The organism is Staphylococcus sp. GDB9P120P (assembly GCF_017893435.1).
Lineage (GTDB): Bacteria > Bacillota > Bacilli > Staphylococcales > Staphylococcaceae > Staphylococcus > Staphylococcus cohnii.
In genome coordinates this window covers 476675-491447 of sequence record NZ_JAESNB010000002.1, presented here as the reverse complement: position 1 = coordinate 491447, position 14773 = coordinate 476675, and the positions used below count along the sequence as shown (strand labels likewise).

Sequence of the window (14773 nt, the reverse complement as noted above, 5' to 3'; positions counted from 1 at the left end):
TTGTAAAAATAAATCGCATTTTATATCTATCTTTTTAACGATTTTACTTCTCTTTTTTCAATATTGCTCAAATTACTTTAAAAGAACACTTTCTTTAACTTCTTTATACATATAATTATGAACTTAAAGAAAGTGTATGATTCATATGATGACGATTTAAAATTGTTTCTAAGTTCATCTAATTCATTGTTAAATGACCATTTTTATCATGACAACGAACAATATTTAATTTTTATGTACTTTTTTTCTTTTATTATGTTTATGTGGTTTTTTAACTAACAGTATAATACCTGCAATTAACCATAACAAAGCCGTAATAATATTTAATGTAAACACACTGACAATAGCAAGTAATATAAATATCACACCTACTGTTTTTGGTATTTTATTAATTAATAATACAAAAATTAATGCTAAGATTGTCGTAACAATAACTAAACCTAAAGCAACAATAAATAATTGGCTTATATGATCTAACAATTGTGAAGTTTCTGTTTGAGTTAAATTATTGCTAATAGCTTCTTGATTTTCAAAAGAGTCCATTAATGAACGCTTAAAACTTCGATCATTTAAAAATGGTGCAGCAATAGCCATTAAAAAAATTAGTACAAATTGTATGAAAATTCCTAGCCAAACTAGTACTTTTTCTAAAGTACGTTTCATATGCAACCTCCTTAGCAATTTATAAATTTTCATATTTTCTATACCCATAAAAATATGAATCATGCAACTTAATCAATATAATAATTTTTATCAGAATTTTCAATGAATAGTGTCATTGCATTAGGGTAATTTCTTAATATAAATTAAAACAAAGGGATGATTTAATACTATTATGAATGACAAGAATGCACACGCCAGAAAGAAAAAACATAGAAATCTTGTTTATATGATATCTGTTGCAATTATTGTACTTATCACATTAATAGCAGGTATTTTCCCTAAAAATTTTGGGAGTCATGCACAACAAGTCTACGATTATATAGCAAATAGTTTTGGGTGGCTATTTTTAGTAATTATTTTTATTTTAGATATATTTTTAATTGCTTTAGCCATTTCACGTTACGGTCGTTTTAAATTGGGTGACGATAATGAAGAGCCTGAATTTTCTATGATGTCTTGGATTGGAATGCTCTTTTCTGCAGGTTTGGGTGTCGGCATTGTATTTTGGGGTGTAGCAGAACCATTAACCCATTATTTACATTCGCCATTTCCTGGTAAAACGCCTGACGCCTCTGCAGAATCCGCTCGTGTTGCTATGGGCTATACTTTTTTCCATTGGGGTATTTCTCAATGGTCTATCTTCGCAATTGCCGGTTTAACAGTGGCGTACTTCCAATTTAGAAAAAAACGTGATGGTCTTATTTCAACCGCAATGGAACCTGTATTTGGTGAATCTTATAAACGACCATATAGAAATATAATAGATGTATTAGCAATCATAGCTACAGTAATGGGGATAGCCACATCTATTGGCTTAGGTATTATGCAAATTAGTGGAGGTCTTCAACATGTCTTTAATGTCCCTAACAATAATGTCACTAAAATATCAATCACTATTTTAATGGTAGGTATCTTTTTAACGTCAGCAATTACTGGCTTAAATAGAGGGGTAAAATGGTTAAGTAATATCAATATTGGCTTAGGTGCAATATTACTTATCTTCATGTTTATTTTTGGTGATTTTAAATTTATTTTAGAATCTTATACATTAGCAATAGGTGATTATTTACGTCATTTTATTGAATATAGTTTACGTATCAGCCCTTATACTGGCGATAATAGCTGGATACAACAATGGACTGTTTTCTATTGGGCATGGGTTATTTCATGGTCGCCATTTATAGGAGGTTTCGTAGCTCGGGTATCTCGTGGAAGAACGATTAGAGAATTCGTCGTTGGTGTATTAATTATCCCACCTTTAATTTCGTTTACTTGGATAGCTGGATTTGGTGGTACAGCAGTGAAAATAGCATTAAATGGCAACGACAACATTGCAAACATTGTCGACAAGGATTATACTGTTGCACTTTTTGAATTATTATCCAAGTTTCCTATCGCTGACATCACAAGTGCATTAGCAATTGCACTCATCTTTATATTTATCATCACGAGCGCTGATTCTACCACACATATTGTTGCAGGTATGGCAACTGGTGGGATCGCCAACCCTAAAATCAAACATAAAATTATTTGGGGGATATTAATTGGTGCTATATCTGTTTCTATGACAATTGCAGGCGGTTTGACAAGTTTACAAACTGCATCTGTTGTTACAGGTCTACCATTCTCAATTATTTTATTACTCATGATTTTTTCTTTAATGCGCGCATTAAGAAGAGAACCAACTGAACACTTTAAAATGACTTACATCAATGATGATAAAGATTATTCTATACCGTTAGAAGAACGTGAAACAAATGATTTAGAAACTGATGCTGATGCTTCAGTAGAAGAAAATGAATCAAATCACAATGCTGCGAAAAATAAAAACCATGATGCAGATACCAAAGACAAAGATGATTAATTGACCATGTTGTTCGAAATTATCAAACTAGCTCAATCATTAATGTTTATACGTGTTTAAAAAATCTCAACTGGATAGCGGCGTAGTATTGAAATTAACGATATTTCGATTTCAATACTACGTCTGTTTTTATTTTTTCTAAATATTCCGAACAATTTGTACTACTTATATGTTGATTTTTGCTAAAATATATCTAAGAAGCTAATTTAAGGGGATGAACACATAATGAATTTACAAAACCAACACCCGAGTACTTTAAGAAAAATGATAAGTAAAGGTGAACTCACTGGTCATACAAGTGGAATGGCTAAAGGTTATGTCCAAGCCAATGTAGTCATATTACCCTCTGCCTATGCATATGATTTTTTAAAATTCTGTTTTAGAAATCCTAAGACATGTCCGCTTTTAGATGTATCAGAAATAGGATCAACTTCTTTTCCTACTTATGGTAAAGATGCTAACATCACAAATGAAGTAGCACAATATAAAGTATACCGTTATGGAGAATTAGTGGAGTCTCCTACTGACATAGCTCATTTATTTAATGATGACATGGTGAGTTTTTTGATTGGCTGCAGTTTTACTTTTGAGCATGCTTTGTTGGATGCTGGTTTACCAATTCGTCACATTGAAGAAGAGCACAATGTTCCAATGTATATAACAAATATTCCAGCCGCATCAAGTGGTCATTTCTCAGGAAATATCACTGTAAGTATGAGGCCGATGACCATGCAACAAGCTATAAAAGCAACAGAAATTACAACCCATTTTAAAAATGTTCACGGTACGCCAATTCATATAGGTAATCCATCAGAAATTGGCATCGAAAACATAACAAACCCTGATTTTGGCGAGCCTGTCACGATTAAAGAAAATGAAGTCCCTGTATTTTGGGGCTGTGGAGTTACTCCACAATCTGTTGCGTTAGATGCTAAGCCAGAATTGATGATTACACATGCACCTGGACATATGTTTATCACTGATGTCCCAGATAGTCAGCTAAGTAATTAATATAAACTTGAACTTGTTTAAACACATATTTTTAATGTTATAAAAATAAAAACACAGCAAAATGGCATCCATTTAATATTGATGGATGCCATTTTGCTACTTTTTCATTTATATAATTGACTTTATGTTAAGTGTAAAATACATACGATGGTTTTAAATTGATCTTTCATATCGTTTATCTATTACTCAGTATTATCGTGCTTCTATCTCTTCTTTCGAAACGACTGGATAATTTTTAAACCAAACAGAACAAACATAACCTACGATTAAACCTATAATACCTACAATAGCACCATATATAATGATTTTTATCGGGTTATTGAAACCGAACATAACAAGGAAACCTGCGAGCGGTGTAGCTGTACCTGTAGCATCATTAATCATACCAGATGTTGCTATAACCGCACCTGCTAAAGCTCCCCCAATAAAGTTGGCAGTATAAACGGGCACTGGATTTGCAGATACAACATCTGCTTGTGATAATGGTTCAATACAAACCGCAATTCTAGATTTGCGATCTCCAAGTTTTAGTTTATTAAACATCGTACCATTAATGAAAGATGACGCAAATGAAACCATTGCCGCAATTGCCATTGGCATTCCGGTTAAACCTAATAATGCAGTCAACGCCATGGAACTTAATGGTGCTGTCCCAACTACTGTAATGACGCCACCAAGTATAAGCCCCATAATAATCGGGTTAATTTCTGTGGAACTTTGGATAATGTCTCCAATTTTCAATAATGAATTATTTACTAATGGCGTGATTACAGTAGCTACTAACCTTGCTAGTGGCGCTATAATCAAAATGCCTACTATTAAATCTATGCCGTCTGGCACTTTATGTTCTGCAAACTTCATTAAATAACCAATTGCATAACCAGCAACAAACCCTGGTATTAAATCTAAACCACCACAAGCCGCTGCAATAACCAAAGCATAAACAGGTGAAACACCTATTGCTAAAGCAACTAAACCAGCAGCTGCCACGCCGCCTAGTCCACCAGCAGCATCACCAAGATCTCCTAAAAATTTAATGCCAAATAGATCTCCGCCAACATATTTATGAAAAGCTTCTACTAAAAATGTTGCTATCGCTGCATTGGCTAATGCTCCCATCGCACGCATGCCATTAGGAGCACGATATGTAAATAATGTAAATAACACTAAAACAACGATTAAAAACAAGGTTCCTATTAAAATGTCCATGAATAATTCTCCTCTTTCTTTGAACTACTCACTCTTTAAACTTGTGAAATAAATAGTTCAATCCTTTCTATATATGGATGCTAAAGCTACTTGCAACAAATAAATATTAAATTATTTGTAATTAACAAAATATAAACTTTTCAATTTCCATATTTATACATTCTAACACAAATTTTCATTATATTCCGAACAATTTTATTATTTTCTATTTAAGCTCCGCGGAACATTTTTTAAAACAAATTTAATTTGTTTTAAAATTTCACACAATAGTATTTTATTTATCTTGAAGCAAATAAAAAGGAGCAGTAACATCATCCGTTGCAAACGTTGATTCATGTTACTAACTCCTATTAAAAAAGTTCAATATATAATTTAAGCTCATAAAGTCGCTTAGTTGTTATCAATCGTTTTTATTGGTTTTGCCGGTGAACCTATTGCAACTACATTCTCTGGAATATCTTTAGATACAATACTTCCAGCGCCAATAACTGTGCCATTACCAATTGTAACTCCAGGTAAAACTATAACATTTGCGCCAATCCAAACATTATCTCCTATATGTATTGGTAGCGCTTGTTCCAATCCTTGGTTTCTAACTTGATAGTCTAAGGGATGTATCGCAGTGTAAAAACCACATTTCGGTCCAATAAATACATGATTGCCCACGAAGATTTTACCACCATCCATGAAATAACAGTCATGATTAATAAACACCTGCTCACCTAAAAAAAGGTTATAACCATAATCAACATAAAATGGACTTAATAATTCTAAGTGATGTGGTTCAGCATGTAACAATGCTTTCAAAATTGTTTGGCGTCTCTCTTTATTACTGGGTTTAGTTTGGTTTAATTCAAAGCATAAATCTTTTGCTATATTTCTTTCTTTGTCCAAATTTGCATCATAGTTTGCATCATACCATTGTCCAGCTAACATTTTTTCTTTTTCACTCAAATTTCATCCCTCACTCGTCTTCACTAATTTATCAGATTAACTATATCATCTCGTCGTGATATTTCTAAATAAATGCCTTTTCACTAAGCGATATAAGAAAGCCATTGGTACATTAACGTTCCAGCATAATTACCAATCACATAACCTAATGTGCCTACAATTAATATAGGTCCGACTAAATCAGTCCAACCTTTACCTATCGCTAATGCTGCAGTAGTGGGCCCTCCAGCGGTTGCATTACTTGCTAATAATATCTCTTCTATATTGAATTTTAACAACTTGCCTAACAACAAGCTTATCCCTAAGTTAAATATTAAAATAATCATTACAAAGATAAATAACAGCGGTGCCGTTTTAACAATCGTAACAAATGAAGCCGGTGTACCTATGACAACAAAGAAAATATAAATTAAAAATGTTCCAATTTCAGAAGCACCTGCTAATTTTTCAAAGAAATCTCCCCAAATGGCAACAATGACAAGCGTTAAAGTTGTAAGCAAAAGATAGAAATCTCCAAAAAATGACACAAGTATAGTTAAGACCAAATTACTTTGAGGTACGACTTGTTGTATGAATTCAGAAAGTTTAAAACTGATTGCAACAATTGCGATCGCTGCAGCGATTGAAAATGCAATATCTAATAATTGAATTTTTTTAGGTTGCCAAAATGATGCTTGCGATGCTGGTGAATGATCACTTTTATAATGTGTATTAAAGTGTTTTTTAATAAACGGTATCGATGGAATCGCAATTAATAGCAGAAAATATAATGCCATTACACTATTATCTGCGACAACTGTGGATGAAACCATTTCTCCAGGTGTTTTTAATTTGGAACTCAAAGCAGCAAAATTTACGCCACCACCAATGTAGCTTCCAGTCATCATTGCACCTATTTTAGATAAATAAGGTACTGAATGATTTAATATGATAAAAGCTACAGTTGTTCCAATCATGGTCCCTACTGATGCAATTAAAAAAATAAACAACAATCGTCGACTTTCTTTCCAAATTTTTAATATATTCGCACTAAAAAGTAGTAATGGTATAGATAAAGGAACAATATAATCCCACACCGTATCATAAACTGGCGCACTCGTCGGTATAACTTTAAAGTTAGAAAGTATCATCGCGCCTACCAGTGCAATAATCGCCCCTGATATCGTACTTGCCCATTGATAGCGTTGTTCTAAAAAGATACTTACTGTTGCCCACACTATAATAATTGCCCACAATACCCATGTATCATCTTTACCTACCAGTGTACCCAATATCATAAAATCACTCCCTTTATATCTCAAATGCACAAGTTTAAACTTATTCTAACAATAAACCACTCTTTTTTTACAATTTTCTGAAAAATAAATTGTCATTACTTTTCCAAATTGATATTCTAACTAATGCAAGGGTACAAACAAGGGGGATTTTTTATGAAACAAAAAATTGGTTTGATCCTAGGACCGTTGCTTTTCTTGATATTTTATTTTATTCCTGGACTTACTGGTCTAGATGACGCTCCTAGGGCTGTACTTGCTGTAACACTATTTGTTGCCACATGGTGGATTACAGAAGCGATTCCTATTCCAGCAACGTCGCTCATTCCACTCATTCTATTACCTTTAAGTGGTGGAACAGATGAGCAAGTGGCTGCAAGCGCTTATGCTGATCCGATAGTCTTTATGTATATGGGTGGTTTCATCATTGCTTTGGCAATTGAAAAATGGGACTTACATAAACGTATTGCAATGACGATTATCGCTATGATGGGATCTAATAGCAATCGTATTATTTTAGGTACCATGATTGCAACAGCATTTATATCGATGTGGATTTCTAATGCTGCAACAGCTTTAATGATGCTACCTATTGCATTAGCTTTAATACATGAAATTCAAAGCGCACAATTTTTAAAACCAGAGTCAGCACATAAATTCAGTAAAGCATTATTACTTACAGTCGCTTATTCCGCTTCTATTGGTGGTCTCGCAACTTTAATTGGTTCAGTACCAAATGCAGTGTTTGCAGCAATCGCTGCTTCAAGCTTAAATAGAACAGTTTCTTTTGCACAATGGATGATTTTTGCTTTACCTTTAACAATTATATTGCTTATCATATTATACTTGTTAATGACAAAATGGCTCTTTAAAATTGAAGATGCAGATAAAATTTCTTCTGACTTTGCCAAAAAAGCATTACGTGATTTAGGACCCATGAGTTTAGAAGAAAAATTAACCGGTGTTGTATTTCTATTTGTCAGTGTCTTATGGATCAGTGGTAGTCTTCTTCCAGCTAGTCTCCACTTATCTGATACCATTATTTCAATGACAGGCGCAGTGCTCTTATTTTTAATTCCTGCTAAGTCTCACAAAGGTGGATTACTTATTTGGGATGATATGAGCAAGCTCCCTTGGGGGATTTTACTATTGTTTGGTGGAGGGCTTTCATTAGCTGCTGCTTTTGAAGACTCTGGTCTAACAAAATGGTTTGGAGGTATGCTGGGGGTTGTAAAACCTTTACCCCTCATTTTAATTGTTATCGTGCTTACAACTGGGATCTTATTCCTTACTGAAGTGATGTCTAATACGGCTGTATCAAATATGTTAATGCCAATCAGTATTGGTTTTGCTGCAGCTATCAGCCAAGACCCTTTCATAATTATGGGTATCGTTGCAGTATCTTCGACTTGCGCTTTCATGTTGCCCATTTCAACACCACCAAATGCAGCTGTATTCAGTTCTGATGAATTAGAAATGAAAGATATGGTAAAAGCTGGATTTATATTAAATTTATTCACTATTATTGTCATATCATTATTTGTTTATTTCTGGTTACCGATTGCTTTTGGTCTCTAATTACAGTCGATGATTATATATTTTCATAAGTACGTCGTATACAACTAAGGTACGATGATATATAAATACTATGGACGCATGTCACATTCTGAATTTTCATATATAATATATGTATCATCATTAAAAGGAGTCATTACTTATGAAAACAATCATCAAAGGTGCAATAGCTGTCCTCTTGATATTAGGTGTTGTAAAAACATTTCAAGATCACGATATCGTAGCAGAAACTACAAATTATTATCAACAATTTAAAGAAGGAGAAATACTACAAAATATTGAAAATGTTAACTTTGACTCTTTGAAAAATATAAATGTCGATGACTTCATTCCTTCAGATTTCTTTTAGCAGTTTAGAACGTATGCATCAAACTTGATACCTTAGTTATAAATAAAAGGAATGCCTTTTAGATTTATCTGCTCATGTAGTCTATCAACTTTCAAAACATGGCTAGATCAAAACATTCTATGTTAAATATCATATGAACAATTCACGCTCAACTTTAAAAGACTTTACACATATTGCAAAACTACTTTCATTTTTCATATGGTTTTACAATCACTATAAAATATAACGAAACACTTTCATTAAATTCATGTTATTAAATGAATTTATATGAAAGTGTTTTTTATTAAAATAACTAGAAAGCACTATCAAAGTGTATATCTTTATGGAATATCAAATGATAATGTCTAATTACATATTTTCAATTTTGTTAAAAGAGAGAACGTCATACATGCATCACTAATTTAATGGTGTAAGCTTTGCAATCAATGTTATAGAAAAATATATTATTACGTTAAACCATCATAGCTAAGATGCCAACTATGCTTAAGAAGTAATATAATCACCACCATTTACATGAATGACTTGTCCTGTAATGTAAGAACTATCTGCATAAGACGCTAAAAATACGTATGATGGTGCAAGTTCTGCAGGTTGTCCACGACGACCCATAGGTGTTTCTCCACCTTGATGTGCTACTTTTTCATCTGAAAATGTAGCAGGTATTAAAGGTGTATATATAGGGCCAGGTGCAACAGCATTTACGCGTACGCCTTGTTCTATCAGACTCGTCGCTAATGATCTCGTAAACGCAACGATTGCCCCTTTAGTTGCTGAATAATCTATGAGATGCGCTGATCCTCTATAAGCGGTAACACTAGTAGTATTGATAATGGCATCACCGTTTTTTAAATGAGGCGCTGCTGCTTGAGATAAAAACATCATGCCAAAAATATTAGTTTCAAACGTTTCTTTCACTTGCTCTGGCGTAATTTCTTGAAAACTATCTTGCGGAAATTGCACACCACCATTATTCACTAAAATATTTAAGCCATCAAAATCTTTAACCACTTGATCAATTAATTTTTGAGATTCTGATACTACCTTTAAATCATGTGCATAAGCTTTAGCTTTCACGCCTATCTCTCTCAAATCATCCACTACTTTTTGAGCATCCTCATGTTCATCATAGTAACCAATGGCAACGTTCGCCCCTTCTTTTGCAAATAACATCGCTACAGAACGTCCAATACCAGAATCACCACCAGTAATTAGAGCAACTTTACCTGTTAATTTGCCACCACTTTTATATCCTTCCATTTCCGTTATAGGTTGTGGATCCATATCTTTTTGGATACCTGGTTGTTTATTTTGTGTATATCCTTTAATTTGCTTATGAAATTCTGATAAATTCATCATTATACCCCCATGTGTAATAATTCTATCGTGTACTACATACCACAAATAGACAACAACAAACATATTTAAAAAATGCTGTGAATAACGTCATATGTTCATAACTTAATCCACAGCATTTTATTTAAAATGATTTATTAAATTTTATATTGTTTAAATTGAGTGTTTTACTATTCGACTTGAATGTATAAAAGACATAATTGCAAATATACAATACACAATTGAATATACAATCATGACAATATAAACAGGTGTCATACTCGTTGCATTATAGAGTCCCATAAAAGCTTTTGCTGCAAAATATGCATGCATCAGTGATACAACTAAAGGTAAGCCAAAGTTGAAAATAACTTTTAAGCCTAGTCCTTTCAACATATCTTGATGCGTATAACCAATTTTTCTTAAAATACGAAAACTCGGTATTTCATCTTCAGTTTCGTCCATTTGTTTAATATAGATGATACATCCTGCTGCCACTAAAAATGCTAAACCTAAAAATGAAGTTACAAATAATAAAATACCGACACTCTCGTTCATTTCTTGTTTTATCATACCTTGTGATTGGATGCTTGGTTCAATCGATTGTGCAATTTTCGTTGCTTTAGTCAAATCCGTATGATGTTTCAAATCATAACCATATTGCTTATTTGTCTTATTACTGCCCTGTTTAATTTCCTCATATTTGTCAGAGCTCACGAGTAATACGGGACCGCCATAACTTATTTCACTCATAAATGTCGCTTTGCTACTATCACCAATTACCTTAAATGTTTCTTTATCGCTATTCTTCAACTGAATCTCTTTATTTAAGTCATATTTTACTATTCCATTACCGGCTGCTAAATTAATCAATTTCGCTTTATTTCCAGTCACTGCTTTATCGTTAAAGTATTGGTTACTCGTTACAAATAAGCTATCCATGCGCCCCATATTGGATTTTTGAAATACTTGATCTTTTAATATGTCACCACGCACTACTTCTTTATAATCTTTTGTCACATCTATATCTGCTTGTTTTAATTTACTTTCAAATTGTTTTGCTTGTTTACTATCTGTAAAATTTAAATCATGGGGTGCCATTAACTTTGTATTTTCATCCATCGTTGATTTACTAATCGCACCAAAGCATAATACTGTTACGGTTACTGCTGAAATAGTTGCAATAATAGTTAATGATAAGGCATTTTTCTTCATTCTATGCATGATAGATGATGTAAACACTACATCAGTGATTGACACGTTACCTCTTTTTGAACGTTTTAACGTTTTAAATATAAGTGAAACAGAACTGCGGAAAAATAAATATGCACCTAATACCGTTAACAATAAAATGATAAATGGCGAATAGACGATCATATTGATGAACTTCCCAAACATTTCTGTAGAGATATAATAGCCAACACCAATCATCACAATACCTAATACACCAAAGATAATTTCCATCACAGTAATTTGAGACTTGGTTGCTTCCGTGCGTGCATTGTCATTCATCATCATTAAAATACTGCGTTTACGTAAAAATATAAAACTTTGTATTAGTATGAGTATAAATGACACAACAATAAGCATCAATGTTTGCATTACAGCTGGCAATTGAAACGCTAATGATACGCTCATATTAATGTCTAATACTTTGAGCACAATCATCAACAGTAATTTCGAACCAAATATACCTATAAGCATGCCAATCACACTCGTTAATAACAGCATCATCGCTTGCTCAATGACTAACATTCTCATGATGTTATTTCTTGTTAAACCAATCAATTGATACAGTGCAAATTCACTTGTTCTACGTTTAATAAAAAGTTGATTCGCATACATTAAAAATATAACAATAATAAAGAATAAAAATACTGCCCCAATTTCTGAACCTTTTTGAATTGTCTTTAATGATTGTTCATTATTAATACTGTCAGTGTATTTTAAAGTTACAAAACTAAAGTATAAAACGATACTGACAATTAAGGAAAATAAATACATGGCATAATGTCTAATATTTTTCCTTAAATTCTTGATGACGATTTGATTAAAATTCATTTGTCACACCACCTAAGGCAGTTTGCATGTGAATGATATTTTTATAAAATGCTTGATTGCTATCCTCACCTTGGTATATTTCAGAATGTATATCCCCATCTTTCAGCATGATGACACGATTTGAATAACTTGCTGCAACGGGATCGTGTGTGACCATAACGATAGTAGCATTTGTTTTTTGGTTTAACTCTTCCAAACGGTTCAATAGATCTTGTGCACTTTTTGAATCTAACGCACCTGTTGGTTCATCCGCAAAAATAATAGCTGGTTTATGTACTGAAGCTCTTGCTGCAGCAGTACGTTGTTGTTGTCCTCCAGATATTTCATTTGGATATTTATGACCCAATTCACTAATACCTAATGCTTGAGTAACTTCGTCATAATTTTGTTCTTTTTCTTGTTTAGATAATTTTTGAATAGATAGTGGTAACATAATATTTTCTTTAACAGTTAATGTATTAAGTACACTATAATTTTGGAAAATAAAACCTATTTCTTTTTTACGGAAGTCTGCTAATGCTTTATTACTCATTTTATTAATTTGATGACCATTAATTTCCACTGTACCACTCGTTATATAATCAATGGAACTGATCACATTAAGTAATGTCGTTTTACCAGAACCTGATGGTCCCATGATTGTTACAAATTCACCTTTTTCAATTGTAAAATCTATACCTTTTAGTACTTCTTGCTTTCTATGTTTATTGCCATAATTTTTCGTTAATCCTTCAACTTTTAGAATAGACATGTATTACACTCCTTCAATCACTTTACTTTTATTTATATTTTTATCATAGCGAATTTATTTAATTTCCTCGTTTGATTTTACTAACAAATACATAATTTCAAATAACAAAACTGTCACATTTTTATTTCGTAATAAATTATAATTTTTGAATTTTTTTGTCATAAAGTACTATAAACTTTTTTTATGCTATGTGCTATACTATTAAAATTGACTTTTAATAAAGGAGCACAAATTATGCTAAATAAATTAAAGAGAGAATGGCTCACCGCACCAGGAACAAATATATTAGCAGGCATTGTTGTGGCACTTGCATTAATTCCTGAAGCAATTTCATTCTCTATTATTGCAGGGGTAGATCCAATGGTCAGTTTATATGCATCATTTATCATCGCTGTCGTCATTTCATTTGTTGGAGGTAGACCCGCAATGATATCCGCCGCTACAGGTGCTGTCGCTTTAGTCATTGTGCCATTAGTACGCGATCATGGTATACAATATTTACTTGCTGCAACCATTTTAATGGGCATCATTCAAATCATCTTTGGTCTATTAAAAATAGGTAGACTGATGAAATTCATTCCAAACTCTGTGATGATTGGGTTTGTGAATGCACTAGCTATAATGATATTTATGACACAACTTAAACATATCTTTGGTATTTCATTACCTACATATTTATTTGTAATCATCACATTATTAATTATTTATTTATTACCTCGTGTGTTCAATCGTATACCTGCACCATTAATTGCTATCATCGTATTAACGATCGTCTATTTAGTTACTGGTGTAGATGTTAAAACAGTTGGAGATTTAGGCGAAATCAAAAAAAGTTTACCGCATTTATTAATCCCCGATGTACCATTTAACATGGAAACTTTTAAAATTATATTTCCATATTCCATATCAATGGCAATTGTAGGTCTTGTAGAAAGTTTATTAACGTCACGCATCGTCGATCAAGCGACTGATAGTTATAGTAACAAAAACCAAGAAGCTCGTGGACAAGGTATCGCAAACTTTATCACAGGCTTTTTCGGTGCAATGGGTGGTTGTGCTATGATTGGGCAATCGGTTATTAATGTGCGTTCAGGTGCAACCACACGTCTTTCCACATTTACAGCGGGTGTGTTTTTAATCATCTTGATTATGGTCTTTGGTGACTGGGTTGTTGAAATTCCAATGCCAATTTTGGCCGGCATTATGGTGATGGTTTCTGTAGGTACATTTAATTGGCAATCGTTTAAATTTATACAAAAAGCCCCACGTTCTGATGCATTTGTGATGATGCTAACGGTAGTTATCGTATTGTTCACAAGTAACCTAGCACTCGGCGTCATCGTTGGCGTTATTGTCAGTGCATTATGTTTTGCTACAAAGATATCCAATGTCTCTGTTCAATATGAGGAACGCGATCATCACATCTATTATAAAATTGAAGGTCAAATTTTCTTTGTATCTATCGATTCCTTAATGAACCAATTAGATTTAGAAATAAGCGATAAAACAATTTATCTCGATTTTAGCCAAGCACATTTATGGGATGATTCAGCTGTTAATGCAGTAGATACCTTGATAGAAAATTATAAAAAGAAAAACAATATGATTTATGTACAACATCTTAATAAAGACAGCCGTAAAATTGTTTCTGAACTCAGCAAAGTTAATCAGCAGCATCTAATATAACTTTGATTTAAATCATAAGCTAACATCACTTGTTACATACATAC

At 32.8% G+C, this 14773-nt stretch carries 12 protein-coding genes; 5 read left to right on the top strand and 7 right to left on the bottom strand.

The window, feature by feature from the left end:
- Positions 1-225: 225 nt before the first annotated feature.
- Positions 226-663: a DUF4064 domain-containing protein gene (locus KA856_RS02195; protein WP_107504760.1), complete on the bottom strand. Its 438-nt coding sequence runs from the start codon at positions 661-663 to the stop codon at positions 226-228.
- Between the two features lie 172 nt (positions 664-835).
- On the opposite strand from KA856_RS02195, the gene KA856_RS02190 reads away from it, so the two are divergent.
- A complete protein-coding gene (locus KA856_RS02190) occupies positions 836-2527 on the top strand; it encodes a BCCT family transporter (RefSeq protein WP_107384330.1) in 1692 nt (563 codons plus the stop codon).
- Between the two features lie 225 nt (positions 2528-2752).
- Positions 2753-3538 (top strand): putative hydro-lyase, encoded by a 786-nt coding sequence (locus tag KA856_RS02185; RefSeq protein ID WP_107384331.1) that lies wholly within the window; start codon positions 2753-2755, stop codon positions 3536-3538.
- 192 nt (positions 3539-3730) lie between these two features.
- Here KA856_RS02185 and KA856_RS02180 read toward each other — a convergent pair whose 3' ends face one another.
- From KA856_RS02180 to KA856_RS02170, 3 genes are all read right to left on the bottom strand, one after another.
- A complete protein-coding gene (locus KA856_RS02180) occupies positions 3731-4747 on the bottom strand; it encodes a PTS sugar transporter subunit IIC (RefSeq protein ID WP_019469996.1) in 1017 nt (338 codons plus the stop codon).
- Between the two features lie 390 nt (positions 4748-5137).
- On the bottom strand, positions 5138-5701 hold the full coding sequence (locus KA856_RS02175; RefSeq protein WP_107384332.1) for a sugar O-acetyltransferase: 564 nt from the start codon (positions 5699-5701) through the stop codon (positions 5138-5140).
- An 83-nt stretch (positions 5702-5784) separates the two neighbouring features.
- Positions 5785-6978, bottom strand: coding sequence for a DUF819 family protein (locus tag KA856_RS02170; protein ID WP_210138486.1), 1194 nt, complete (start codon positions 6976-6978; stop codon positions 5785-5787).
- Between the two features lie 153 nt (positions 6979-7131).
- Here KA856_RS02170 and KA856_RS02165 point away from each other — a divergent pair, with 153 nt between their 5' ends.
- Complete coding sequence (locus KA856_RS02165) at positions 7132-8553, top strand: SLC13 family permease (RefSeq protein ID WP_107386269.1); 1422 nt, start codon at positions 7132-7134, stop codon at positions 8551-8553.
- 139 nt (positions 8554-8692) lie between these two features.
- Positions 8693-8899, top strand: a complete 207-nt coding sequence (locus KA856_RS02160; protein ID WP_019469992.1) for a hypothetical protein — start codon at positions 8693-8695, stop codon at positions 8897-8899.
- Positions 8900-9382: 483 nt separating this feature from the next.
- Here KA856_RS02160 and KA856_RS02155 read toward each other — a convergent pair whose 3' ends face one another.
- The 3 genes from KA856_RS02155 to KA856_RS02145 form a co-directional block, all read right to left on the bottom strand.
- Positions 9383-10252, bottom strand: a complete 870-nt coding sequence (locus tag KA856_RS02155) for an SDR family oxidoreductase (RefSeq protein ID WP_107386268.1) — start codon at positions 10250-10252, stop codon at positions 9383-9385.
- A gap of 153 nt (positions 10253-10405) precedes the next feature.
- Positions 10406-12292 carry an FtsX-like permease family protein gene (locus KA856_RS02150; RefSeq protein ID WP_107386267.1) on the bottom strand — a complete coding sequence of 629 codons (1887 nt, stop codon included), beginning with the start codon at positions 12290-12292 and terminating at the stop codon, positions 10406-10408.
- Complete coding sequence (locus KA856_RS02145) at positions 12282-13043, bottom strand: ABC transporter ATP-binding protein (protein ID WP_107384336.1); 762 nt, start codon at positions 13041-13043, stop codon at positions 12282-12284. Before KA856_RS02145 ends, KA856_RS02150 begins: the two co-directional genes overlap by 11 nt.
- A gap of 234 nt (positions 13044-13277) precedes the next feature.
- On the opposite strand from KA856_RS02145, the gene KA856_RS02140 reads away from it, so the two are divergent.
- Positions 13278-14729, top strand: a complete 1452-nt coding sequence (locus tag KA856_RS02140; RefSeq protein ID WP_119535428.1) for a SulP family inorganic anion transporter — start codon at positions 13278-13280, stop codon at positions 14727-14729.
- Positions 14730-14773: the final 44 nt, after the last annotated feature.

What these genes read in the sequence shown, in the direction of transcription:
- KA856_RS02150 (WP_107386267.1), bottom strand. Translation starts at nt 12,292, where the DNA reads ATGAATTTTAATCAAATCGTCATCAAGAATTTAAGGAAAAATATTAGA.
- KA856_RS02170 (WP_210138486.1), bottom strand. Translation starts at nt 6,978, where the DNA reads ATGATATTGGGTACACTGGTAGGTAAAGATGATACATGGGTATTGTGG.
- KA856_RS02190 (WP_107384330.1), top strand. Translation starts at nt 836, where the DNA reads ATGAATGACAAGAATGCACACGCCAGAAAGAAAAAACATAGAAATCTT.
- KA856_RS02185 (WP_107384331.1), top strand. Translation starts at nt 2,753, where the DNA reads ATGAATTTACAAAACCAACACCCGAGTACTTTAAGAAAAATGATAAGT.
- KA856_RS02145 (WP_107384336.1), bottom strand. Translation starts at nt 13,043, where the DNA reads ATGTCTATTCTAAAAGTTGAAGGATTAACGAAAAATTATGGCAATAAA.
- KA856_RS02180 (WP_019469996.1), bottom strand. Translation starts at nt 4,747, where the DNA reads ATGGACATTTTAATAGGAACCTTGTTTTTAATCGTTGTTTTAGTGTTA.
- KA856_RS02160 (WP_019469992.1), top strand. Translation starts at nt 8,693, where the DNA reads ATGAAAACAATCATCAAAGGTGCAATAGCTGTCCTCTTGATATTAGGT.
- KA856_RS02165 (WP_107386269.1), top strand. Translation starts at nt 7,132, where the DNA reads ATGAAACAAAAAATTGGTTTGATCCTAGGACCGTTGCTTTTCTTGATA.
- KA856_RS02195 (WP_107504760.1), bottom strand. Translation starts at nt 663, where the DNA reads ATGAAACGTACTTTAGAAAAAGTACTAGTTTGGCTAGGAATTTTCATA.
- KA856_RS02140 (WP_119535428.1), top strand. Translation starts at nt 13,278, where the DNA reads ATGCTAAATAAATTAAAGAGAGAATGGCTCACCGCACCAGGAACAAAT.
- KA856_RS02155 (WP_107386268.1), bottom strand. Translation starts at nt 10,252, where the DNA reads ATGAATTTATCAGAATTTCATAAGCAAATTAAAGGATATACACAAAAT.